Annotated in this window: 15 protein-coding genes; 10 read left to right on the forward strand and 5 right to left on the reverse strand. The window is 71.7% G+C overall.

Annotated features, from left to right (window positions below; translation table 11 throughout):
* The first annotated feature begins 20 nt into the window (after positions 1-20).
* From gyrB to GT007_RS07165, 3 genes are all read left to right on the forward strand, one after another.
* A complete protein-coding gene (gene gyrB / locus GT007_RS07155) occupies positions 21-2,447 on the forward strand; it encodes a DNA topoisomerase (ATP-hydrolyzing) subunit B (protein WP_160120905.1) in 2,427 nt (808 codons plus the stop codon).
* Between the two features lie 71 nt (positions 2,448-2,518).
* Positions 2,519-4,042 (forward strand): apolipoprotein N-acyltransferase, encoded by a 1,524-nt coding sequence (gene lnt, locus GT007_RS07160; protein WP_160120906.1) that lies wholly within the window; start codon positions 2,519-2,521, stop codon positions 4,040-4,042.
* 195 nt (positions 4,043-4,237) lie between these two features.
* Positions 4,238-4,687, forward strand: coding sequence for a helix-turn-helix transcriptional regulator (locus GT007_RS07165; RefSeq protein ID WP_160120907.1), 450 nt, complete (start codon positions 4,238-4,240; stop codon positions 4,685-4,687).
* A 53-nt stretch (positions 4,688-4,740) separates the two neighbouring features.
* Here the strand turns inward: GT007_RS07165 and GT007_RS07170 are convergent, their stop codons facing one another.
* The 5 genes from GT007_RS07170 to GT007_RS07190 form a co-directional block, all read right to left on the reverse strand.
* Positions 4,741-7,464: a glycosyltransferase gene (locus GT007_RS07170; RefSeq protein ID WP_160120908.1), complete on the reverse strand. Its 2,724-nt coding sequence runs from the start codon at positions 7,462-7,464 to the stop codon at positions 4,741-4,743.
* Positions 7,461-11,003, reverse strand: coding sequence for a glycosyltransferase family 4 protein (locus GT007_RS07175; RefSeq protein WP_160120909.1), 3,543 nt, complete (start codon positions 11,001-11,003; stop codon positions 7,461-7,463). The genes GT007_RS07170 and GT007_RS07175 overlap by 4 nt, the downstream gene beginning before the upstream one ends.
* Before the next feature lie 152 nt (positions 11,004-11,155).
* A complete protein-coding gene (locus GT007_RS07180) occupies positions 11,156-12,586 on the reverse strand; it encodes a short-chain fatty acid transporter (protein WP_268894548.1) in 1,431 nt (476 codons plus the stop codon).
* A gap of 109 nt (positions 12,587-12,695) precedes the next feature.
* A complete protein-coding gene (locus GT007_RS07185; RefSeq protein WP_160120910.1) occupies positions 12,696-15,836 on the reverse strand; it encodes a molybdopterin-dependent oxidoreductase in 3,141 nt (1,046 codons plus the stop codon).
* Positions 15,837-15,918: 82 nt separating this feature from the next.
* Positions 15,919-16,614, reverse strand: coding sequence for a GntR family transcriptional regulator (locus GT007_RS07190; RefSeq protein ID WP_160120911.1), 696 nt, complete (start codon positions 16,612-16,614; stop codon positions 15,919-15,921).
* A gap of 70 nt (positions 16,615-16,684) precedes the next feature.
* Here GT007_RS07190 and GT007_RS07195 point away from each other — a divergent pair, with 70 nt between their 5' ends.
* The 7 genes from GT007_RS07195 to GT007_RS07225 all read left to right on the forward strand — a co-directional run.
* Positions 16,685-18,418: an acetolactate synthase catalytic subunit gene (locus tag GT007_RS07195; protein ID WP_236571544.1), complete on the forward strand. Its 1,734-nt coding sequence runs from the start codon at positions 16,685-16,687 to the stop codon at positions 18,416-18,418.
* Positions 18,418-19,434 carry a zinc-dependent alcohol dehydrogenase gene (locus GT007_RS07200; RefSeq protein ID WP_160120912.1) on the forward strand — a complete coding sequence of 339 codons (1,017 nt, stop codon included), beginning with the start codon at positions 18,418-18,420 and terminating at the stop codon, positions 19,432-19,434. The genes GT007_RS07195 and GT007_RS07200 overlap by 1 nt, the downstream gene beginning before the upstream one ends.
* Positions 19,431-20,186: an SDR family NAD(P)-dependent oxidoreductase gene (locus tag GT007_RS07205; protein WP_160120913.1), complete on the forward strand. Its 756-nt coding sequence runs from the start codon at positions 19,431-19,433 to the stop codon at positions 20,184-20,186. The genes GT007_RS07200 and GT007_RS07205 overlap by 4 nt, the downstream gene beginning before the upstream one ends.
* A gap of 55 nt (positions 20,187-20,241) precedes the next feature.
* Positions 20,242-21,201, forward strand: a complete 960-nt coding sequence (locus GT007_RS07210; RefSeq protein ID WP_160120914.1) for a tripartite tricarboxylate transporter substrate binding protein — start codon at positions 20,242-20,244, stop codon at positions 21,199-21,201.
* Between the two features lie 3 nt (positions 21,202-21,204).
* Positions 21,205-22,236, forward strand: a complete 1,032-nt coding sequence (locus GT007_RS07215) for an amidohydrolase family protein (RefSeq protein ID WP_160120915.1) — start codon at positions 21,205-21,207, stop codon at positions 22,234-22,236.
* Entirely contained in the window at positions 22,233-23,456 is a 1,224-nt protein-coding gene (locus tag GT007_RS07220; protein WP_160120916.1) for an ABC transporter substrate-binding protein, read from the forward strand. The genes GT007_RS07215 and GT007_RS07220 overlap by 4 nt, the downstream gene beginning before the upstream one ends.
* A gap of 123 nt (positions 23,457-23,579) precedes the next feature.
* On the forward strand, positions 23,580-24,147 hold a 568-nt coding region (locus GT007_RS07225), incomplete at its 3' end, for a helix-turn-helix domain-containing protein (RefSeq protein WP_160120917.1).

Raw genomic sequence — 24,147 nt, forward strand, 5'->3', positions numbered from 1 at the left:
CCAAGGATTTGCCCGAGCACATGAGTGATCCCAGCGCCACTCCCGGTGAAGCCGGCGCCGATGCGTACGAAGCCTCCTCCATCACCGTGCTGCGCGGCCTCGAAGCGGTGCGCAAACGGCCGGGCATGTACATTGGCGATACCGATGACGGCTCCGGCCTGCACCACATGGCGTTCGAGATCATCGACAATGCCGTGGACGAGGCCCAGGCGGGCTTCGCCTCCCGCGTCGATGTGCGGCTGAACGGCGATGGCTCCGTCACCGTCACCGATGACGGGCGCGGCATCCCCGTGGACATGCATGAGGAAGAAGGCGTCTCCGCGGCCGAGGTGGTGCTGACGCGCCTGCACGCGGGCGGCAAGTTCAACCAGAACAGCTACAAGGTCTCGGGTGGCCTGCATGGCGTGGGTGCGGCCGTGGTCAATGCGCTGTCCGAATGGATGGAAGTGCGGATCTGGCGCCATGGCCAGGAGCATTTCATCCGCTTCGAGCATGGCGAGACGGTGCAGCCGCTGAAGGTGGTGGGCCCCTCCGGCCACATGACCGGCACGGAGGTGACGTTCAAGCCCAGCTCCGGCACCTTCACCAAGGTCGAATACGAATTCGCCGTCCTGGAGCGCCGCCTGCGGGAGCTGGCTTTCCTGAACTCCGGCCTCGCCATCACCGTGACCGACACGCGGGTGGTGCCGGAACTGCGCACGGAATTCTGCTTCACCGGCGGCCTCGGTGCCTTCGTGGAGTGGCTGGACAAGGGCAAGGAGCCCCTGTTCAAGCCGCCGATCAACCTGACCACCAAGGAAACCGAGGGCATCCGGGTGGAGCTGGCCATGTGGTGGACCAGCTCCCCGCGCGAACTCGCCCTGTGCTTCACCAACAACATCCCCCAGCGCGATGGCGGCACCCACCAGGCGGGCTTCCGCCAGGCGCTGACCCGCGTGGTGATGAAATACGCCGAGGATCTGGCGAAGAAGGAGAAGGTCGAGCTCATCGGCGACGACATGCGCGAGGGCCTGACGGCCGTGCTGTCGGTGAAGGTGCCCGACCCGAAATTCTCCAGCCAGACCAAGGACAAGCTGGTCTCCTCCGAGGTGCAGCCGGTGGTGCAGATGGCGGTCGCCGATGCGCTGAGCCACTGGTTCGAGACGCACCCGAAGGAAGCGAAAATCGTGCTGGAGCAGGTGGTGCTGTCCGCCGCCGCCCGCAAGGCCGCCCAGCTGGCGCGCGAGAAGGTGGGGCGCAAGAACGCGCTCGACATCAGCACCCTGCCCGGCAAGCTGGCCGATTGCGCCGAGAAGGACCCGGCGAAATCCGAGCTGTTCATCGTCGAGGGCGACAGCGCCGGCGGCTCCGCCAAGCAGGGCCGCAACCGCGCCAACCAGGCCATCCTGCCGCTGAAGGGCAAGATCCTGAACGTGGAGCGCGCGCGGCTGGACAAGATGCTGGGCAGCGCCGAAATCGGCACGCTGATCACAGCACTCGGCACCGGCATCGGCAGCGGAGAGCCCGCCCGGGGCGGCTTCAGCCTGGAGAAGCTGCGCTACCACCACATCGTCATCATGACGGACGCCGATGTGGACGGCAGCCACATCCGTGCCCTGCTGCTGACCTTCTTCTACCGGCAGATGCCGCAGCTGATCGAGGCGGGCTACCTGTATATCGCCCAGCCGCCGCTGTACCGCGCCAAGCGCGGGCAGGAGGAACGCTACCTGAAGGACGACGCCGCGCTGGAGGAATTCCTGCTGGAGAAGGCGCTGTCCAACGCCAAGCTGTACCTGCCCGGCGGCATGCTGGAGGGGGCGGCGCTGGATGAGGAAGTGCGCAAGCTGCGCCAGATCTCGGGCCGCATCCGCCGCATCTCCGGCCATGTCCCGCCCGAGGTGCTGGAGCAGGCGGCGCTGGCCGGCGCGCTGAAGGCGCAGCCCGACCTCGAATCCGCCCAGCGCCTGGCCGCCCGGCTGGACGCGATCGCCCACCCCGCCGAGCGCGGCTGGATGACCACGGTGGATGCCGCCGGCATCCATCTGCACCGCGTGGTGCGTGGCGTGACGGAGAGGCTGAACCTGTCCATGGCGCTGCTGAACACGCCGGACGCGCGCTGGCTGACGGAGCAGTTCCCCACGCTGGAGCGCGACTACGCCACGCCCCCGCGCCTGACCTTCGACGCCGTGGAGGCCGCCCCCCGCGGCCCGCACGCGGCGCTGGAGCGCATCCTGGCCCAGGGCCGGCGCGGCCTGACGGTGCAGCGCTTCAAGGGCCTGGGCGAGATGAACCCGGACCAGCTGTGGCACACCACGCTGAACCCCGATGCCCGCACCCTGTTGCAGGTGAAGATCGAGGATGTGGAGGATGCGGAAAGCGTGTTCTCCACCCTGATGGGCGATGTGGTGGAACCGCGCCGCGAGTTCATCGTGGAGAACGCGCTGAAGGTGGCGAATCTGGACATCTGAGCGCGGCGTCGCCGGCGCGGTTCACGCGCCGGTGATTGCGCCGCGCCCCGGACCGGGCTAGCCCCTGTTCTGTGCAGAACCCTCTTGCCCGCCTCAAGGCCTTGGCCAGCCGCCCCCTGCCCAGCGCGATCGGGCTGGGTGCCTTGTCCGCCCTGGCGCTGCCGCCCGTGCATGCGGTGCCCATCCTGCTCATTGCCTTCCCGGCCCTGCTGGCGCTGATCGGCGCCGCGGGGGGCTGGCGGCGCGCGGCCTGGCTCGGCTTCGCCTTCGCCTGGGGGCACCACGCGGTGGGGCTGTACTGGGTCACCCACGCGCTGCTCACCGATCTGGCGAAATGGTGGTGGCTGGTGCCCTTCGCGGCGCCGGGGCTGGCGATCCCGGTGGCACTCACCGGCGCGCTGCCGGCGCTGGCCGCCTGGTTCGCCCCCCCCGGCTGGCGCCGCGTGCTGGCCTTCAGCGGCGTGTGGGTGCTGGGCGAGATCATCCGGGGCTTCCTGTTCACCGGCTTTCCCTGGAACCTGCTGGGCACGGTCTGGGCCTTCCACCCGCTGCCGCTGCAGCCGGCGGCCGTGATCGGCACCCATGGCCTGTCGCTGCTGACCGTGTTCCTGGCCTGCCTGCCGGCGCTGAGGGACTGGCGCTGGATGGCCGCGGGTGTCGCGGTGCTGGCGGGCTGGATGGGCTATGGCGCCTGGCGCCTGACCCTGCCGGAGCCCCCCGCCCCCGGCGTGATGCTGGTGATGGTGCAGGCCAATGTGGCGCAGGACGTGAAGTGGCAGCAGGACCAGCGCCTGCCCATCTTCCAGCGCTACCTGGACCTGACGGCGCTGGCGGCCAGCACCGCGCGGCAGGCCAACCCCGATGCGCCCATCGCCGTGATCTGGCCCGAGACCGCCAGCCCCTTCCTGCTGGCCGAGGATGCCGAGGCCCGGCGCTATGTCGCCGATGCGCTGCCGCCGAACAGCCAGCTGCTGGCGGGCAGCATCCGCGCCGAATGGGCGGCGGATGGGCGGCTGGACCGCGTCTTCAACTCCCTGGTCGGCGTCAGCCCCCGCGCGGAGGTGACGGAGGTGTTCGACAAGGCGCATCTGGTGCCCTTCGGCGAGTTCATGCCGCTGGGCGGGCTGATCCCCATCCGCATGGTGATGGGTGGGCGGGACTTCTCGGCCGGGCCCGGCCCGCGCAGCCTGGCGCCGGGCGGCCTGCCGCCCTTCAGCCCGTTGATCTGCTATGAGGTGATCTTCCCCGGCCAGGTGGTGGGCGCCACCCGCCCCGCCTGGCTGCTGAACATCACCAATGATGCCTGGTTCGGCCTGTCCGCCGGCCCGTTCCAACACCTGGCCAGCAGCCGGCTGCGCGCGGTGGAGGAAGGCCTGCCCATGATCCGGGCAGCCCAGACCGGAATCTCGGCGGTGTTCGATGCCTCGGGGCGGGAATTGCGGCGGCTGGGGCTTGGCACCACCGGCACCCTGGCCGGCTGGCTGCCGGGGGCTGCCAGCCCCACCCTGTTCAGCCGTTGGGGGCTGTTGATTCCAGGGTTGCTGTCTCTTGTTGTTGCTCTACCGGCATGGCTTGGGAGGCGGCGGGTTTTGTAACGAATTTTCGGAAAAGATATATTTATTGAGACTTCTTGAAAATATTGACCATCCCTTTCCAAGCCGTTAAGAACATGGCTCTCACGCAGGATGCTGGGTCCAAGCCTGCAAAAAGCGGCGCGTTGTGGCGCCACGTCACGGCACCGTCTTAGGGGGTGGCCTCAAGCCACGAAACGGAAGCGGATGAAACAGGCTATGCCCAGTGACGAAACGCTAGAGCGAGGCGACAAGGAGCACCGGCCTAGCCCGATCGACGTTCACGTGGGCGCCCGGGTGCGCCTGCGCCGTACGCTGCTGGGGATGAGCCAGGAGCGGCTGGGTGAGGCTCTTGGCCTGACTTTTCAACAGGTTCAGAAGTATGAGCGCGGTGTGAACCGCATCGGTGCCTCTCGCCTGTTCGACCTGGCGCGGGTGCTGGACGTGCCCATCAGCTTCTTCTTCGACGACATGCCCGATGCGATGGGCGGCTCCTCCGCCGTCACCCGCCGCATCGCCGGTTTCGCCGAAACCCAGGATGGATTCGAGGACGACACCCTGCACCGGCGCGAAACGCTGGAGCTGGTGCGTGCCTATTACCGCGTCACCGATCCCTCCGTCCGCAAGCGCGTGTTCGACCTGATCAAGAGCCTGACTCCCGCCGACTGAGCGCCCGCGCCGCCTCAGGCGCCGAGCATCTGTTCAATTTTGTGTTATCGGGTTCAGCGGAGCCAAGCCACCCCTTCGGGCAGCCAGGCTCTCTCCTCTTCCTCCGCCAGTACCCCGTCTCCCGCCCGCGGCACCACCGGCCCATCCGCCATCGCGGGGCGCCCGAGGCCCAGCGCGGCCGCCAGACCGGCATGGTCGCTGTGCCAGGCCCCCCCCACCAGCCGCACCGGCTCCGGCCGCCTGCCATCGGCCATATCGGCGAAGCGCGCCCGGTTCCAGCCGGAGGCCGCGATCCACAGACGCGGCTGGCGCGGGTGCGGAAAGCTCGCGGCCAGGGCCCGCGCCAGATCCCCTGCTCCGCCCGAGGGCAGCGCCCCATGCCCGAGCCCGCGCAGCACGCCCAGCGGCGCGCTGGCCGCGTGGCTGGCCTCGATCACCTGGGCATAGGCTTCGGCGATGCGCGTGGGGGACAGCACGCTGGCCACATGCGCCCGGCCCGCAGCCCCCAGCACGGCGCGGCGGGCGGCGTCCCGGCCCAGCGCGCCCAGCGCCTCGGCCAACTCCGCCACCTCCGGCGCGGGGGGCAGGCACAGCACCGCCTCACGCGGCAATTCGGCCAGGCTGCCCATGGCATTCACGATGCAGGGCAGGCCGGCGGCCATGGCATCGGCCACCGCCCCGCTGCTCTCGCCCTGGTGGCGGCCACGCAGCTGCACGGCGATATCGGCGGCCGCCAGCCAATCCTCATAGGCCGCACGGTCCAGCTGGCCCGTCACCCGCACCCGCTGGCCCACCCCGGCGGCGCGGGCCTCGGCCTCGATCACGCCGGGCAGGCCGGGCTGGGCGCCGCCAGCGAAGACCAGCTCCGCCTCCAGCCCCGAGGCCGCGAGCGCCCGCACCAGCGGCAGAGGCAGCTTCTTCGGCACGCAGGCACCAAAGCTGGCGATCACCAGCCGCTCCGGGTCCAGCCCCAGCCGGGCGCGCGCGGCCGGGCGCGGCGGCAGGTCCAGGCGGCGGCGCAGATGCGGCACCACCCGGGCCTGCTCCAGCGCCGGGTCGCCATAGGCATCGCGCAGCATGTCCAGCGCGGCTTCGGAATGCACGATCACGCCCGCGCTGTTCTCCAGCACCTCGGCGGACATCGGCAGGGATTGCGCCACCGCCCCGGCATCGCCCTCCAGCGCCGCCAGCAGGGCGGGGTAGCCATGGTTGCGGTACAGCGCGGCCAGCAGCGCCGGCCGGGATTCGCCCGCCGCCCAGCGCCGGTATTCCGGCAGCCCCACATCGTGCAGCACCGTGGTGGCCTGGCGCAGCGGCAGCAGCATGGCGTGCTGGGTGTGATGCAGGTGGGAGTTGCCGACCTGATGCAGCACCCGGTCGAAATGCCACAGATGCGGCGCGAAGCCGTCCAGCGGCATCCAGGGCAGGCCGGCCAGCAGCCCGTCGCGCGGCCGCTCCGCGCTGACCAGCGTGATGGCGTAGTGGCGGGCCAGGGCGGGCACCAGCTCCGCCGTGTAGTCGGCGATGCCGCTCGGCTCCGGTGGCAGCGGACCGGTCATGGCCAGGCGCGGCAGCGGTGCCCGGGCGGGCCCGGCCCAGGCCTCGAAGCCCGCCCAGGCGCGGGCGGCGGCGGCCTGCCAGGTCAACCCGGCGGCGCGGGCGGGGCCATAGGCGCGCAGCTCCTCGGTGAAGCCGGCATCGCCCAGGATGCGCCCCATCACCCGGGCCATGTCGGCCGGGTTTTCCGGGTCGAACAGCACGTCGGCGCGGCCCGCGACCTCCGGCATCGCGCCGCGATCGCTGGCGCAGAAGGGCGCGCCGCTGGCCATCGCCTCGGCCAGCGGCAGGCCGAAGCCCTCCGCCAGGGAGGGCAGCACGAACAGCGCCGCCCCGGCATAGAGCACGGGCAGTGCCGCTTCCTCGACAAAGCCCAGATGCCGCACGGCTTCCGCCGCCAGCCCGGCCTGGGCGGCCAGCGCGTGCAGATGCGCCTCGGGCACCGAGCCGGTGACGGCCAGCACCAGCCCCTCCCGCAATTCCGCGGGCAGCAGGGCGAAGGCCTGGATCAACCGGGCCTCGTTCTTGCGGATGTCGTTCAGCCCCAGGCACAGCACATAGCGCCCGGCCAGCGGCGCGGGGCCCGCACCCGGTGCGAAAGCCGCCGAGACCCCGCCGCCCACGGTCAGCAGCGCCTCCGCCGGCAGGTCCAGGTGGCGCAGCCCCTCCTGGCGCGTCGCCTCCGAATTGCACAGCAGCCCGTCCATCCGGCCGAGTTCCAGCACATGCCGGGCATACCAGGGCACCAGCCCGGCGGTGCGCCAGGCACCCTCCAGATAATCCCTGGGGTGGGAGAGCGGGATCAGGTCATGCAGGGTCGCCACCGTCACCGGGCGCGGCAGCGCCTCCGGCCAGGTGGTGACGAGGGGCTCATTCCAGCCCTCGAAGGGGCTGCCGACATGCAGCACGTCCGGGGCCACAGCCAGCACCGCCTGGGCGCGGATCAGCTCCGCCGCGCGGCGCAGCGGGTGGTGCGGGTCGGTGCCGGCCGCGCTGCCCTGCGGAGGGGTGAAGCGATGGATGGCCCCCCGGCCCAGCAGCGGCGCGAACTCCGCCTCCAGCGCGGCGGCGGCCTCGGGGCGGGCCGCGTTCAGCAGCACATGCACCTCATGCGGGCCACGCTCGGCGGCGATGGCCCGCGCCAGCTCCAGCGTATAGCGGCCGAGCCCGGCATGGCGGCTGCCGCCCTGGGCGCCCTGCAGATCCAGCAGCAGCTTCATGGCCCGCTCCCCGCGCGATGCGCCGCCGAGACCCAGCCGGGCTCGGGCCCGGCCTCCGGTAGCAGGGGGGCGGGCGGGGCATCATCACCCGCCAGTTCCGGCAAGGCGGGCTCCGCCGCCAGCATGGCCAGGGCCAGTTCCTCCCACCCCGCGCAGAAGGCGGCGGGCACGCCGGCACTCGGCGCGGGCGGGTTGTCCAGCGCCAGCCCGATCAGCCCGGCCAGCCCCACCGGGTCCAGCGGGTCGTAGGCGATGGCCGGGAAGGCCACGCCGCGCGGCGCCAGGCAAGGCAACCCGGCCTCGGCGGCGGCCACCAGCAGGGCGGGCCACTGCCCCTCATCCTCGGCCGAGATGGCGAGCAGCGAACGGGCCAGCAGCGCCTCCAGCGGCGCCGCATCCGGCCAGTGCAGGGCGGTGCAGCCGGGGGCCTCGCCCTCCAGCAGGCAGACGGGCGGGCAGGCGGGGCCGAGCAGGGCCAACGCCTCCCGCACCGGGGCCGACAGGCGGCTGACCAGCAGGAAGCGGCCCTCAGGCAATTCGGGGGGCGTGTCCTCCCGCAACAGCCTGGGCGTGGGGCAGCAGGGCAGGGTCTGGGCCGCCAGCACGCCCCGGCCGAGCCTGGCCAGCGCGGCCTCCAGCCCCCAGTCCGGGCAGGGCAGCAGCACGGCGTCGAAGGCCGAGGGCGCTTCCAGCGCGGCCAGCACGGCGCGCGCCGCATCGGGGGCCGCGCGGTGCGGGCGGGTCAGGGCCGCGGGCTCGGCCAGCACCAGGGTGGTGGCGGCACCCGCCTGGCGGGCCAGGCGCCAGCCCTTGGGCGGGGCGTCCCGCAGCCCGGCATCCAGCACCAGCAGCCGGTCGCTGGCGGCGGCCAGGAAGGGGCTGCTCTGCGCGGCCACCGTGTCGCGCGCGGCCCGGCGCTGCTCGGGCGCCGGCGCCGAGAGCCCCGCCAGCGCATCGCGCGGCAGCAGCCACAGCTCATCCTGCCCGGCGGGGCTGATCAGCAGGTCCAGATGCGGCATGTCGCGGCCCGACAGCACCTGAGCGAGCCCCTGGGCGACACCCAGCCGCCAGCGCCGCGCGGCCCAGCTGCCGCCGGTCTCCAGCAGCGCGGTCACATCCAGCAGCAGGCGGTTGCCCTCACTGCGGCGGGGCGCGCGGGCGGGGCCCAGCAGGGCCAGCTCCGCCTGCTGCAACCGGCCGGCGCGGCGCAGGGCATGGCTGCGCATCTCCCGCGCGGTGGCATCGCCCAGCGATTCGGCGCGGTCGTAGGCTTCCAGCGCCAGCAGCAATTCCCCGGCCATGGACAGCGCGTTGCCGTGCTGCACATGCAGCGCCGCATCGCGCGGGCATTCGCGCAGATAGGCGGCATACAGCCCGGCGGCCTCCACCCAGTCCCCGGCGTTGCGGGCCAGGTTGGCGCGGCGGCGCAGGCGCCCCGCCCGGCTCAGAGACGACCAGATGCCGCGCGGCGGCGGCCTGCCCAGCGGCAGGGCCGGCTGCGCCTGGGCATCCCCGGGGGCCTCCATCGGCACCACCCCGGCCGGGTGCAGGGTGATGTGGCGCAGCGCCACGCACAGCCGGCGCTTGTCCTCGCCATGTTCCTCGGGCGGTTCGTCCAGGCGGAACAGCAGCTGCACCGTGCCATCCCCGGCCACCGGCCCCGCCACCTGCAAGCGGAAATCCCCCAGCATCTCCAGCCGCACCCACACCGGGTCCCCACCCGCCACGCGCACCGACAGCCCGTTGGGCGCGGGCCAGGGCGGCGTGCCCAGCTCCAGCTCCAGCGTCACGATGCTGCCGGGGGGTTCGTCGCTGCGGGCGGTGAAGCGGGCGCTGCGCCCGCGCATCCAGGTGCAGCCCGCCTCGGCCGGATACCAGCCCGATTCCAGGGAGATCGCCTGCGACAGCGCCGCGCTCACGGCACCGGCCCCGCCTTCTCCCCCCTGGGTGGCGGCCATGGAGATGCCGGCGGCCACCCGCGCGCCGGTCGGCAGCCGCAGCGGCGCCGCGCGGAATTCCACATGGCGCGGCGGCAGCGCCATCAGGCGCGCCGTCTCGGCCAGGAAATGCCGCGCCACCTCGGGCCATTGCCGGGGGGTGAACTCGCGCGCGATCCGGGCCTCGGCCGCGGCCAGGGCCGCACGGTCGCGCAGCCAGAAGCGCAGCTTCTCCAGCCATTCGGGCACGCTGCCCGGGTCGGCATAGGCAACCAGGTCGCCGCCCACCTCCGGCAGGGCCGAGCTGGGCGAGGCGAGGCAGGGCTTGCCGAAGGACAGGCTCTCCCCCACCGCCAGGCCCCAGCCCTCGACGAAGCTCGGCATCACGGTGAACAGGCAGGCGCGGTACAACGCGGCCAGCTCCACATCCGACAGGCCATGCACCACCATGATGCGGCCATCGAGGTTCCGGGTCGCCTCCAGCTGGCCCATCAGGTCCACCACGCGCCAGCCGGGCCGGCCCACCAGCACCAGCACCGGCGGGTCCTCCCCCGCCTCCAGCATGCGCTTCCAGGCGTGGAACAGCAGCAGGTGGTTCTTGCGCACCTCGATGGTGGAGACGGAGAGGACGAAATCCCGCCCCTTCACGTCCAGCAGCGGCGCGGGCCAGGTGTCGAGCCATTGCGGCGTCTCGACCGGCGTCAGCCCGAAGCTGTGGGCCAGCGGAATGGCCACCGTCTCGACCGGCGGATAGCCGCGCGCCGCCACCAGCCCCCGGAAGGACTGCGCCGAGTATTCCGAGATCGCCAGCGCGAAATCCCAGAAGAACAGCGCCTCATTCAGCGCCTGGTTGAAATAGAGGCTGGTGTCGGAGGTCGCGTATTCCGGGTGCGTGGCCGGGAAGGTGTCATAGATCAGCACACCGAGCCTGAGGCCGCGCGCGCGCATCGCCATGTAGAAGCCGGGCGCGCCCGCGAAAAACCAGAAGGCCCCCAGCACCACCAGCGCCGCCCCCGCGCGGGGCAGCAGCGGCTGCGCCCGCATCCGCGCCCGCTGCACCAGCAGCCGCGCCTCCGCGGGGTCCAGCCGGGTGCCGGCGCAGAAGGCCACGATGGCCGACAGATCCTCCCGCCGCACGGCCCAGAGGCGGGAATCGTTCAACTGCGGAAACACCGCCAGCGCGTCGGCGGCGCCGGGCCCCGCGCTGCCATCCAGCACCGCCGCCAGGATACCCAGCTGCACGCGCTGGATGCCGGACACGCTGCCGTGATCGTGCAGGAATTGCAGCAGGTCCTGCACATCCAGCAGCAGGGAGGCGGGGCTTTCCTCCACCGGCTCCGGCAGGCCGGGCAGGTCCTGGGCGCCGGCTTCCTCATGCACGCCATGGCTGGGGCCAAGGGCGGCGGCGGCATCCAGCGCCGCGCGCGCCCATTCGGGCCGCCGGGCGCGCCTGCACCACATCGCGATGTCCAGCAGTTGCGGCAGGTCATCCGGCCAGCCCTGGCGGGCCGCCCAGGCCAGGCGCGCGGCCTCGGGCCAATCCTTGCGCAAGGCCGCGGCGGAGGCGCGGCGCAGCCAGGCGGAACGGGGTTCAGGCGCCATGCTGGTGCGGGGTATCGGCTGAAAAGGTCAGCGGCTTCGTCTCCGACGGAAAGGCAGGGAATCGGCGCCCTTGCAATTCAGCCGATCCGGGGCGGGAACTCAACCACCGCGCCGCGGTAGCGGGAGGGGTGGGGCCCCTCCCTGCCCCACGCCTACGGCATCACCGGCGGCACATAGGTCAGCGTGCCCGCGAAATACCACAGCATGAACAGCACCAGCGGCGCGTGCACCAGCAGCTGCAGGAAGCTGAAGCCCACGATGTCGCGCGCCTTCAGCGCCAGCACGCCCAGCAGCGGCAGCATCCAGAACGGGTTGATCAGGTTCGGCAGTGCCTCGGCGGCGTTGTAGACCTGAACGGCCCAGCCCAGATGCACCCGCAGGTCGTTGGCGGCCTGCATCACGTACGGCGCCTCGATGATCCACTTGCCGCCGCCCGAAGGGATGAAGAAGCCCAGCACGGCCGAATACACGCCCATCAGCAGCGGGAAGGTGTCGTGGTTGGTGACGCTGACGAACAGGTGGGCGATGCGGTCGCTCACGCTGTGGCCGTCGAAGCCCTTGGCCGCCGTCATCATCACCGCGATCGCGCCATAGAGCGGGAACTGGATCAGCACGCCGGTGGTGGCCGGCACCGCCTTGGAGACCGCGTTGAGGAAGGAACGCGGGCGCCAGTGCAGCAGCATGCCGATCATCAGGCAGATCAGGTTGTAGGTGTTGAGGTTGGCGATGGCGGTCACCACGCCCAGGCGGTTGAACTCCAGCACCATCCACACCCCGGCCATGCCCACCAGCAGGATGGTCAGCAGCGGCGAGTATTCCAGCCAGTCGCCCGGCTTCTCACGCGGGGGCAGCGGCTCGGTCTTGGTGGAGGGGTCCACGCCCAGCATCTCCGCCGTCACGGCCTTGTCGCCCGTGGGGGTGGAAACCCAGCAGATGAGGATGGAGACCGCCATCAGCACCACGGCCATCACCATGGACTGCCAGAGGAAGATGGTCTCGGTGAAGGGCAGCACGCCCGTGATCCGCAGCACGGAGGGCGGCAGGCTGGCCGGGTTGGCCTGCAGCTGCGCCGCCGAGGAGGACAGGCCCAGCGCCCAGGTGGCGCCGAGGCCCAGATACCCCGCGGCACCCGCCGCGCGGTAGTCCATGCGCAGGTCACCGCGCGCGGCCATGGCGCGCGCCAGCAGCCCGCTGAACACCAGGCTGATGCCCCAGTTCAGGAAGGAGGCCGACATGCTGATCAGCGCGATGAAGGCGACCGCCCCCGGGCCGGTCTTCGGCAGGGCGGCCAGGCGGGTGATCAGCTTCGCGGCCGGCGGCGAGCTGGCGATGACGTAGCCGGTGATGGCCACGAAGGCCATCTGCATGCTGAACACGATCAGCGACCAGAAGCCGTTGCCGAAGGTGCGCGCCACCTCGGTGGGGGCGGCGCCGTTCAGCATGGCGGCGGCGGCGACCACCACCACGGCGATCGCGGCGAAGATGTAGGCGTCGGGGAACCATTTCTCGGCCCAGGCGGTGAAGCGCAGCGCGAGGCGCGCCATCCAGCCCTGGCTGTCACCCGATGCGGTCTTATCGGACATATTTCTCTCCGGATGCGTTGCTTCTCGATCCGGACGTTTCCATGCGTTATTTGTGCGGCGCACCATAGTATGGTGCGTCGCAACATTTATATTGCAGTGCAGCAAATACCTAAGCGTCTATGACCAATGCAGTACTGGGTACAGCCTGGCACGCCAAGCAGCAATCCGGGTCATCCAGATTGACCATGACAAGATGGCGCGCGGCCCCTTCCAGCACGCGCAGGGCGCAGCTTTCGCACTGGCCGGTGCGGCAGCCGCTGGGCGGGCGCAGGCCGTGGGATTCCGCCAGATCGAGCAGCGACCCGGCCTGCGGCCGCCATAGTGCCTCGATGCCCGAGCGCGCGAAGCGCACCGGAAAGACGGCGTCGGGCGGCGGGGGCTCGGCGGGGGGCGGGGCCAGGAAGGCTTCCTGGAAGATGTCGAATCGCGGCACGCCGCGCGCGACCAGCGCCTCGGTCGCCTCCTTCAGCATCGCGGGCGGGCCGCACATGTGGAAACGGGCGCGGGCCGCGATCAGCGCGGGCGCGACATCGGCCACCGCGAAGCGGCGCCCCGCCCGGCTGTCATGGTGGATGATGGTCAGCCCCGGCAGCAGCCGCTCCAGTTCACGCAGGCGGGGGCCGAACACGGCGTTCTCCGCGCCACGATAGGCATAGTGCAGCACCACCCGCGCGGGATCGGGATGGTGCGCCATGCTCTCCAGCAGGCTCATGAAGGGGGTGATGCCGATGCCGGCCGCGATCAGCACCAGCGGCACGCGCGCCGCCACCGGCATGGTGAAATGCCCGCCCGGCGGGCGGGCGGGCAGCACATCGCCCACCCGCAGCGCGTCATGCACATGGCCGGAGCCGGCGCCGCCCGGCACGCGCTTCACCGTCAGGCGATAGGTCTCGCCCGGTGCGGCGGAGAGGGAATAGCGCCGCTCCACCCCGCCCAGCGTGACGGGCAGATACTGCCCCGGCAGGAAGGACGGCAGCGGCCGCCCATCGGGGGCGGACAGGATGACGGAGGTCACGTCCGGGGCCTCCCGCACCAGCTCGCGCACCACCAGCGCACCGGCCCAGGCGGCGTTGCCCTCCCGCCGCACTTGGCAGGCGATGCCGCGCATGGGCACGGAGCCGCTGATCGGGTCCGCACCCAGCGAGGCCACCAGGCTGTTGTAGCTGCTGGCGGTGGGGGCGGGTTCGCCCAGCGGCTCGCAGCCCTGCCACCAGCCATATTCGGCCACCACCACATCGGGGGCCAGCGCGGCATCCAGCCGCGCGCGGAAGCGTGCCTCGCCGACCGGCGTCGTCAGCACCAGCCAGTCGCCATCCGCGATGCCGCGCGCGGCGGCCGCGGCGGGCGCGATCTCGGCCATCGGCTCCGGCGAGCGCCGGCGCAGGGAGGCGAGGCCGCGCTGCTGGCTGTGGCAGTAGAAGCCGTTCTTGGCCGTGGTCAGCCGCAGCGAAAAGGCCGGGTCGGCCGGCGGCACGGGCTGGTGGACGGGCAGCGGCGCATAGCCATGCCGCAGCAGCTTTTCCGAATAGATCTCGACCACCCCGCTTTCGGTGGCGAAGGCGGGGCTGCGGTCGCGGTACAGGCGCGGGGTTTGCGGCAGCGGCACGCGCACGCCCCCGGGGTTCGCGCGCAGCATGGCCAGGTCGATGCCCAGCGGCTCGATCTGCCAGTTCCGCGCGGCGTCCATGTCGCCGTGGAAGAAGGCCTCGCCAAGACCCAGGCGCGTGGCGAGCGCGAAGACGATCTCCAGGTCCGAGCGCGCCTCGCCGGGCGGGTCGATCATGCGGGCGCGCAGCTGCACCAGCTCCTCCGCCGCCTCGTTCAGCTCGAAGCCGATGCGCAGCCCCTCGCGCTCCCACAGGGCGCTGACGGGCAGCAGGATGTCGGCGTAGCGGGCGGTGGGGGTCTCGAACAGATCGGTCTGGACGTGGAAATCCAGCGCCTTCAGCGCCGCCTCCGCCCGCGCCGTGTCGCCCTGGCTGACGAGCATGTTCGCTCCCATCCCCACCAATGCCCGCACCGGATAGGGGCGGCCTTCCAGCACCGCCGTGTACAGGTCGTCGGCCGTGACGAAGCCCATGGCGGGCGGGCCCAGCGGGCGGGCCGAAAGGCCCAGCGCCTTTTCCGCCTGGCCGGGCGGCAGCAGGTGGTTGCCGTTGACGCGGCGCGCCGGCTGGCGGCGGTATTCGCGGTTGCCGCCCGGCACGTCCCATGTGCCGGTCAGCGCCATCAGGATGGCGATGGCGCGGTCCGTCTGCGTCGCGTTGCCGTGCTGGCCCACCCCGGTCCAGCAATAATAGCTGGTGGCGCGGGAGGCCCCGATGGCCCGCGCGGCGGCGACGATCTGCTCGGCCGGCACGCCGGTCTCGGCGGCGGTGCGCTCGGGGGTCCAGGGCGCCACGGCCTGGCGCAGCAAGGCAAAGACGGGGCGGCAGGCCACGCCTTCCGGCGCCTCGGTGCCCGGGGGCAGCAGGCGGCCGTCATCCTCGCGCACCAGCCAGGCGGCGTTGGTCCATTCCCGCAGGAAGGCCTCGTCATGCCCGCCCTGCTCGATCACCTCCCGGATCAGGCCCAGCGCCAGCGCGGCGTCGGTGCCCGGGCGGACCCGCAGCCAATGATCGGCCTGCGCGGCAGAGCCGGTGCGGCGGGGGTCCACCACCATCAGCTTCGCCCCGCGCTTCTGGCCCGCCGCCACCGCCTCGGCCTGCGCCAGCCAGACATGGGACGGGTTGTGGCCCCACAGGACGATCAGCTCCGCATTCCGGTAGTCCGGCGTGGTGATGCCGGTGCCGAAGGTGAAGGCGTGCGCGCTGTCCTTGTGCCAGTTGCAGATCTCGGTGGCGTAGACGGTGTTGGGGCTGCCGAAGAGGCGGATGAAACGCTCCACCCAGTCGATGGCATCGGCGATGGGCGTGCCGGAGGGCGAGGTGACGGCGAAGCCCACCGCCTCCGCGCCATGCGCGGCCTTGATGGCCGACAGCCGGGCCGCGATCTCATCCAGCGCGGCGTCCCAGCCGATGGGCTGCCAGCCCGGGTCGGCGGCGCCCTTGGGCGCGGTGCGGCGCAAGGGCACGGTCAGGCGGTCGGTGGCGTGGGCGATCTCGGGGCCCGCGCGGCCCTTGGCGCAGATGGCGGCACCGGTGGGGTGGTCGGGGTTGGGCTCCACCTTCACCAGGCGGCCGTTCTCGACGGTGTTCAGCGTGCCGCAGCGGGAACGGCATAGCGTGCAGAAGCCGGGGATGCGCGCCATGGGGTCCTCCGTGGGTGGGTTGAGGGCCTTGCCCTCAAACTCCCATTGAGGGGGAAACGGCTTCCCCCCTCAAGCTCCCCCATTACTTTCCGGGAGTTGGGGGGGCGGCGGATTGCAGGGCCTGCGTGATCAGGGCGGCGTGCTCGCGCAGGTCGCGCTCCATCGCGCGGCGGGCGGCCGGGGCATCACCGGCCGCCATCGCGGCCAGCAGATCCTCATGCGGGTGGGCGCCCTGCACCGCCGGCGCGCCGGGGCGGAACAGCAGGTTGATGGTGGGGCCGGCCTGCAGCCACAGGCTTTCGACCAGCCGCGTCAGCACGGGCATGCGGGCCAGCTCCAGCAGGGCGAAGTGGAAACGCTCATTCTCCCGCAGCACCAAGGCCGGGTTGCGGGTGCGACGGCCCTCGGCCACGCCGGCATGCAGGGCGCGCAGCGCGGCCAGGTCGGCGGGGGTCGCAAGCTGCGTGGCGCGGGCGGTGGCGCGGCCTTCCAGCTCCACGCGCAGCTCCACGATCTCCTGGTAGCGCTCGGGCACCAGGCGGGGCACCCAGGCGATGCCGCGCGCGTCCAGCTCCAGCGCGGCTTCGGAGACCAGGCGCAGCAGGGCCTCCCGCACCGGGGTGGGGCTGACGCCCAGTTCGGCGGCCAGGGCGCGGTGCACCAGGCGCTGGCCGGGCACCAGCCGCCCGCCGGTCAGCGCGCCGCGCAGGCTGCGATAGACCTTCTCGGTCAGGCTTTCCTCGCGCGCCACCGGCGCCAGCATCGTGCCCCCGTCCATGCAGCCCCTCGCTTGACGATCCTCGCCATATCGCATTTGCTATAGCAAACAACAAGACTGAGGAAACGTCGTGCCCGATACCATCATGGCGAACGCGCCCACGGCTAACGCCAATGTCGCCCTGCGCCTGGCCGAGGCCTTCGCCCGCCATGGCGTGACCGTCACCTTCGGCCAGTCCCTGCCCTCCGCCTTCCACCTCGCGGCCCCGCATGCGGGCATCCACCAGGCGGTCTACCGGCAGGAGAACATGGGCGGCGCCATGGCCGACGCCTATGCCCGCATCTCCGGCAAGGTGGGCGTGGTCACGGCGCAGAACGGCCCCGCCGCCACCCTGCTGGTCGCCCCGCTGGCCGAGGCGATGAAGGCCAGCGTGCCCGTCATCGCCCTGGTGCAGGAGGTGACGCGCGACACCACCGACAAGAACGCCTTCCAGGAGCTGGACCACATCCGCATGTTCGATGCGGTCAGCAAATTCACCCGCCGCATCGACCGCGCCGACCGGCTGGAGGATTACGTGGACATGGCCTTCGTGGCCGCGACCTCCGGCCGGCCCGGCCCCGCGGTGCTGCTGCTGCCGGCCGACCTGCTGCTGGAAAAGGCGGCCGCCGCCTCCAACCGCCGCGCGAACAATGGCCATTTCCCGCTGGACCGCACGCTGGCGGACCCCACCCGCATCGAGCAGGCGGCGAAGCTGCTGGCGGGCGCGAAGAACCCCGTGATCCTGTCCGGCGGCGGCGTGCATCTGTCCTTCGCCACGGCCGAGCTGGCGGCCTTGCAGCAGGACGCGCATCTGCCGGTCGGCACCACCTTCATGGGCAAGGGCGGCGTGGCGGAGACCCATCCGCTGTCGCTCGGCGTGGTGGGCAACACGATGGGCCCGGGCGCGCGGTCGCATTTCGCGCGGCCCATCATCGAAAGCGCGGATGTCGTGCTGCTGGTGGGCAACCGCACCAACCAGAACGGCACCGACAGCTGGAAGCTGTACCCGCGCGACGCCACCTTCATCCACATCGACCCCGACCCGCTGGAAATCGGCCGCAACTATGAGGCGCTGCGCCTGACCGGAGACGCCAAGCTGACGCTCAACGCCCTGCGGGAAGCGATGCTGCGCCAGGACCTGTCGGTGCGCGCCGCCGCCCGCCCGGCGCTGGAGGCCCGCATCGCCCAGGGCATCGCCGAATACCAGGCGCGCGTCGCCGGCCTGCTGGCGCGCGACGGGAGCCCGGCGCGGCCGGAGCGCGTCATGGCCGAGCTGGACCGCCGCCTGCCCGATGACGCCATCGTGGTGGCCGATGCCTCCTATTCCTCGAACTGGATCAACCTGTTCCTGACGGCGCGCCGCGCGGGACAGCGGTTCCTCACGCCGCGCGGCCTCGCGGGCCTCGGCTGGGGCGTGCCTATGGCGATCGGGGCGCAGATCGCGGCGCCGAACTCCCGCGTCGTCTGCCTCTGCGGCGATGGCGGCTTCGGGCACAGCTGGGCGGAGCTGGAGACCCTGCGCCGCATGGGCATCCCCGTGACCGTGATCGTGTTGAACAACGGCATCCTCGGCTTCCAGAAACACGCAGAGGACATGAAATACGGCGACCACACCATCGCCTGCGACTTCGCCGAGGTGGACCATGCCGCCATCGCGCGCGCCTGCGGCCTCGCGGGCGTGCGGATCGAGCGCGGCGAGGAGATCGGCGCGGCACTCGACACCGCCTTCGCCAGCAACGCGCCCAACCTGATCGAGGTGCTGACCGACCCCGAGGCGCGCCCGCCCTTCACCATGTATCACGGCCACTACCCGGAGCCGTACTGATGCGGGCGCTGCGCAAGCAGGCCACGGGCTTCGGCCTGTCGCTGGCCGAGGCGCCGGAGCCCCCCGCCCCGGGCCCAGGCGAGGTGACGATGCGCGTCGAGGCCGTGGGCATCTGCGGCAGCGACGTGCATGCCTATGAGTGGACGGACGGCTACGGCTTCATGGTGCCGCATTTGCCGCTGACCATGGGGCATGAGTTCGCGGGGGTGGTCGAGGCGGCCGGAGCGGGCGTGTCCCTGCCCTCCGGCACGCGCGTGACGGTCATGCCCGGCATCGCCTGCGGCCGCTGCGCCAACTGCGCGCGCGGCGATGCCCGCAACTGCACCGATCGCCGCTCCATCGGGTTGACCTGCGATGGCGGCTTCGCGGGGCGGCTGACCCTGCCGGCCGCCAATTGCCTGCCCCTGCCCGCCAATGTGGACGCGGAGCTGGGCGCGCTGACCGAACCCCTCGGCGTCGGCGCCCAGGCGGTGCTGGTGGGCGGGGTGGGCCTGGGCGACACCGTGCTGGTGCTGGGCCCCGGCACCATCGGCCAGGCGCTGGCCATCATGGCCCGCGCGGCGGGTGCCGCGCGGGTGATTGTCGCCGGCCGCGCCGATGCGCCGCGCTTCGAGGTGCTGCGCGAACTGGGCTTTTCCGAGCTGATCGACGTGGCGGACGCCCCGCTGGCCGAGCAGATCCAGGGCAAGGTCGATGTGGTGCTGGAAGCCACCGGCCATCCCGCCAGCATCAATGACGGTCTGGCCGTGCTGCGCAAGGAAGGGGTGATCGTGGCGGTCGGCATCCACCCTGCCCCGCTGACCCTGGCGCTGACGGATTTCGTCCGCATGCGCCACCAGCTGCGTTCCAGCCACGGCACCGCGCGCCCCACCTGGGACAAGGTGCTGGCCATGCTGGGCCGCGACCCAGAAAGCTTCCGCCCCATGATCACCCACCGCCTGCCGCTGGAACGCGGCATCGAGGGTTTCGAACTGGCGCGGCAACGCGCCGCCAGCAAGGTGATGCTGACGCCATGAACAAGAACCGTGTCGCCCTCGTCACCGGCGCCGCCCGCGGCCTGGGCGCGGGCATCGCCCGCGAATTGGCCCTGGCCGGCCACCCCGTCGTGCTGGCCGATGTGCTGGACCAGGTGGAGGCCACCGCCGAGGCGCTCCGCGGCGAAGGCTTCCAGGCCCGCGCCATCCGCCTGGATGTCTCGGACGAGAAGGCCGTGACCGCCTTGCCCGTGGCCCTCGGCGACTGGTGGCCGCACCTGTCGGTGCTGGTGAACAATGCCGGCATCTCGCCCAAGGTCGATGGCCGCAAGCGGATGGTGCAGGACATCCCGCTGGAGGAATGGAACCGCGTGCTGGCGGTGAACCTGACCGGGCCCTTCCTGCTGTCGAAGCTGTGCATCCCCAACATGCGGGCGCAGGGCTGGGGGCGGATCATCATGATCACCAGCCAGGCGGCGCATGTGCCCAGCTCCATCACCGGGGCCTATTACGGCGCCTCCAAGGCCGGGCTGATGGGGCTGGCGCGCAACCTGGCGATGGAGCTCGGCCCCCACGGCATCACCGTGAACAGCCTGGCCCCGGGGCGCATCAACAGCGACATGGTGGCCGGTGCCGCGCCGGGCATGAACGAGGCCTTCCTGGCCCGCATCCCGGTGGGGCGCCTGGGTGAGCCCGAGGATGTGGGCAAGGTGGCCGCCTTCCTCGCCTCGGATGCCGCCAGCTATCTGAACGGCACCACCATCGACATCGGCGGCGGCAGCTACATGCCCTAAGCCCCACCATCACGGAGAGGCCGAAAACGGCCCCCATCACCCGGAGGAAACCACCATGACCACTCGCCGCACCCTGCTGGCCGGCGCTGGCGCCGTTATCGCCGCACCCGCCGTGGCGCAGGAACGCTTCCCTTCGCGCCCTATCCGCCTGTTCGTGCCCTGGACCGGGGGCACATCCTCGGATGTGCAGATCCGCTCGGCGGCGGAGGGGGCGGCCCAGATCCTGGGCCAGCCCATCGTCATCGAGAACCGGCCCGGCGCCGGCGGCACGCTGCATTGCCAGGCGCTGGCGAGTGCCGCCCCCGATGGCTACACGCTGGGCCAGATGCACCTGTCGGTGATCCGCCGGCCCTTCATGGTGCGTCAGCCGCAATGGGATGCCGTGCGAGACTACAGCCACATCATCCGCCTGGCGGGCTGGATGTACGGGGTGGCGGTGCGCGCCGATTCCCCCTGGCAGAACTGGGAGCAGTTCGTCACCGCCATGCGCGCCGCCCCCGGCACGCTCAGCTACGCCACCAGCGGCATCGGCACCACCAACCACCTGGCCATGGAGGAGCTGCTGGAACGCGTGCGCGGCGAGATGCTGCACGTGCCCTACCGGTCCTCGGCCGAGGGTGTGACGGGCGTGCTGTCGCGCCAGGTGAACAGCATCGCCGATGCCTCCAGCTGGAAGCCGATGGTGGAGGACCGGCAGATGCGCGCCCTGTGCGTCTGGACCGAGAACCGCGTGCCCAGCCTGCCGGACGTGCCGACGCTGAAGGAGCTGGGGCACGATATGGTCGTCACCTCCCCCTACGGCCTCTCGGGCCCGCGCGGCATGGACCCGGGGCGGGTGAAGCTGATCCATGACGCCTTCCACACCGCGCTGATGAGCGAGGCGCACCAGCGCGTGCTCAACCAGTTCGACATGCCGCGCCAATACCTGAACACCGAGCAGTTCGCCGATTTCGTGGCGACCCGCGCCGACTACGAGCGCGCCATGGTGCAGCGCCTCAACATCCGGCTGGATTGAGGCATGGCCACCCACCACAACCCGCATCTGCCGGTGCGGGCCGATTGGCTGGCCCAACAGGCCGAGGAAGCGCTCGACCCTGCCCTGCCGATCATCGACCCGCACCATCACCTGTGGGACGTCTCCCGCCCGCGTTACCTGCTGGATGAGCTGCTGGGCGACACGGGCGGCGGGCACAACATCCTGGCCACCGTCTTCGTGGAATGCCGCGCCATGTGGCGCGCCTGGGGGCCGGAGGCGCTGCGCCCGCTGGGCGAGACGGAGTTCGTCGCCGGCGCCGCCGCCATGGCGGAAAGCGGCCTGTATGGCCCCACCCGCGCCTGCGCCGGCATCGTGGGCCATGCCGACCTGCGGCTGGGGGCCGCCGTGCGGGAGGTGCTGGAGGCGCAGTTGATCGCGGGCGGCGGGCGCTTCCGCGGCATCCGCCACATCACCGCCTGGGATGCGAGCCCCGACACCCGCAGCACCACCGTGATCCCGCCGCCGGGGCTGATGCGCGACGCCGCCTTCCAGCAGGGCTTTTCCCAGCTGGAACCGCTCGGCCTGTCCTTCGACGCCTGGCTGTACCACCCGCAATTGCCGGAGCTGATCGCGCTGGCCCGGCGCTTTCCGGGCACGCGGATCATCCTCGATCACCTGGGCGGGCCGCTCGGCGTGGGCCCCTACACGCGGGAGGCCACCTTCGCCCCGTGGCGGGAGAGCATCCGCGAACTGGCGCAATGCCCGAATGTGGCGGTGAAGCTGGGGGGGCTGGCCATGCGCACCCATGGCAACGCCTTCCACGAGCGCCCCGCGCCCCCCAGCAGCGCCGAGATGGCCGAGGCCTGGCGCCCCTGGATGGAGAGCTGCATCGAGGCCTTCGGCGTCGATCGCTGCATGTTCGAAAGCAACTTCCCGGTCGACAAGGGCATGACCGGCTACACCGCGCTGTGGAACGCCTTCAAGCGGCTCGCGGCCGGGGCCTCGGCCCACGAAAAGGCGGCGCTGTTCCACGACACCGCCGCGCGCATCTACAGCATCAAGGGGGAAACATGATCCACACCATCACCCGGCGCGGCGCCATCGCCGCCACCGCCGCCCTGCCCGTTACCGCACGGGCGCAGAACCGCCAGGTGCTGCGGCTGGGCATCCTCGGCGACCTGTCGGGGCCGTACCGCGACCTCTCGGGGCTGGGCACCATGGCCTGCGTGCGGCTGGCCATCGCGGACGCCAAGGCCCAGGGCATCGACCTGGATGTCGAGGTGCTGCACGCCGACCACCAGCACCGCCCCGATGTCGGCGTGCAGATCGCCCGGCAATGGTACGACCGGCAGGACGTGGACGCGATCCTGGAGGTCAACAACTCCTCCATCGCCCTGGCGATCGCCGATTTGGCGCGGGAGAAGGACAAGCTGTTCCTGGCCACCGGCCCCGCCACCGCCGACCTGCATGGCAGCCGCTGCGGCCCCAACCATGTCCACTGGACCTACGACACCTGGATGCTGGCCCATGGCGCGGGCAGCGCCACCGTGCGCGCGGGCGGCGACACCTGGTTCTTCCTGACCGCCGACTACGCCTTCGGCCACGCGCTGCAGCGCGACACCGCCCAGGCGGTGGAGGCCGCGGGCGGCCGCGTGCTGGGCCAGACGCGCTATCCCTTCCCCTCCACCACCGACTATTCCAGCTTCCTGCTGCAGGCCCAGGCCAGCCGCGCCAAGGTGCTGGGGTTGGCCAATGCCGGCACCGACACGGTGAACACCGTGAAGCAGGCCCATGAATTCGGCCTGACGCGCCGAATGAAGCTGGTCGGCCTGCTGTGCCTGCTGGGCGATGTGCGCGCCATGGGCGCCGAGGCCGCCCAGGGCCTGCTGACCACCGAGCCCTTCTACTGGGACCTGAACGACCGCACCCGCGCCTTCACCCAGCGCGTGCTGCCCGCCATGCCCACGGGCATCTACCCCAGCACCAACCACGCCGGCGCCTACTCCGCCGTGCTGCACTATCTGAAGGCGGCCAAGGCGCTGGGCCTCGCGGCCACCAAGGCCTCCGGCCGCGCGGCGGTGGCGCAAATGAAAGCGCTGCCCACCAACGACGACTGCTTCGGCCCCGGCAGCGTGCGCTCGGACGGGCGCAAACTGCACCCCGTCTACCTGTTCGAGGTGAAAACCCCCGCCGAAGTGCGCACCGGCTGGGACCTGTACAAGCTGACCGGCACCATCCCGGCGGACCAGGCGATGCGGCCCCTGTCGGAAGGCGGATGCACCATGGCGGGGTGAGAGGGGGCTTCGCCCCCTGTTCAGACCGGACACATCCCTGACTGATGTTCGGAGAGATGGTTGACGGTTTTTGGGTGAGAGTTTCGCGGGAGCGGAGCGATGCCCTGGAAGCCTGTATCGATCATGGACAGTCGCCGAGAGTTCGTAAGGCTGGCGCAGCAAGACGGGGTGGGAGTGGCGGAGTTATGCCGCCGCTTCGGCATCAGCCGTCAGACGGGCCACAGCCTGCTGCGCCGTTATCGGGAGCAAGGCGAGGCGGGCCTGCACGACCGCTCGCGCCGCCCGCATGACAGCCCCCGCCGCTGCCCCGCGGCCATGGAGGCCGAGATCATCGCCCTGCGCCAGGCCCACCCGGCCTGGGGCGGGCGCAAGCTGGCGCGCCGCCTGCACGACCTGGGGCGGCAGGACGTGCCCGCCCCCTCGACCGTCACCGAGGTGCTGCGACGCCACGGCCTGCTGGACCCGGCCGAGGCCGCCTCTCACCGCCCCCACCAGCGCTTCGAGCACGCGGCCCCCAACGATCTGTGGCAGATGGACTTCAAGGGTCACATCCCCACCGATGCGGGCCGCTGCCATCCGTTGACGGTGCTGGACGACCACTCACGCTACTCGCTGGGGGTGATCGCCTGCGGGGCTGAGAGCCTGGGCGTGGTGCAGGGCCACCTGAGCGGCCTGTTCCGCCGTTATGGCC

The sequence above is a fragment of the Rhodovarius lipocyclicus genome, assembly GCF_009900765.1.
Taxonomy (GTDB): Bacteria; Pseudomonadota; Alphaproteobacteria; order Acetobacterales; family Acetobacteraceae; genus Rhodovarius; species Rhodovarius lipocyclicus.

Bases quoted from the DNA above. Each gene is read 5' to 3' on its own strand.
- gyrB (WP_160120905.1), top strand. From the start codon at position 21: ATGAGTGATCCCAGCGCCACTCCCGGTGAAGCCGGCGCCGATGCGTAC.
- GT007_RS07165 (WP_160120907.1), top strand. From the start codon at position 4,238: ATGCCCAGTGACGAAACGCTAGAGCGAGGCGACAAGGAGCACCGGCCT.
- GT007_RS07170 (WP_160120908.1), bottom strand. From the start codon at position 7,464: ATGAAGCTGCTGCTGGATCTGCAGGGCGCCCAGGGCGGCAGCCGCCAT.
- GT007_RS07175 (WP_160120909.1), bottom strand. From the start codon at position 11,003: ATGGCGCCTGAACCCCGTTCCGCCTGGCTGCGCCGCGCCTCCGCCGCG.
- GT007_RS07180 (WP_268894548.1), bottom strand. From the start codon at position 12,586: ATGTCCGATAAGACCGCATCGGGTGACAGCCAGGGCTGGATGGCGCGC.
- GT007_RS07185 (WP_160120910.1), bottom strand. From the start codon at position 15,836: ATGGCGCGCATCCCCGGCTTCTGCACGCTATGCCGTTCCCGCTGCGGC.
- GT007_RS07190 (WP_160120911.1), bottom strand. From the start codon at position 16,614: ATGGACGGGGGCACGATGCTGGCGCCGGTGGCGCGCGAGGAAAGCCTG.
- GT007_RS07200 (WP_160120912.1), top strand. From the start codon at position 18,418: ATGCGGGCGCTGCGCAAGCAGGCCACGGGCTTCGGCCTGTCGCTGGCC.
- GT007_RS07205 (WP_160120913.1), top strand. From the start codon at position 19,431: ATGAACAAGAACCGTGTCGCCCTCGTCACCGGCGCCGCCCGCGGCCTG.
- GT007_RS07210 (WP_160120914.1), top strand. From the start codon at position 20,242: ATGACCACTCGCCGCACCCTGCTGGCCGGCGCTGGCGCCGTTATCGCC.
- GT007_RS07215 (WP_160120915.1), top strand. From the start codon at position 21,205: ATGGCCACCCACCACAACCCGCATCTGCCGGTGCGGGCCGATTGGCTG.
- GT007_RS07220 (WP_160120916.1), top strand. From the start codon at position 22,233: ATGATCCACACCATCACCCGGCGCGGCGCCATCGCCGCCACCGCCGCC.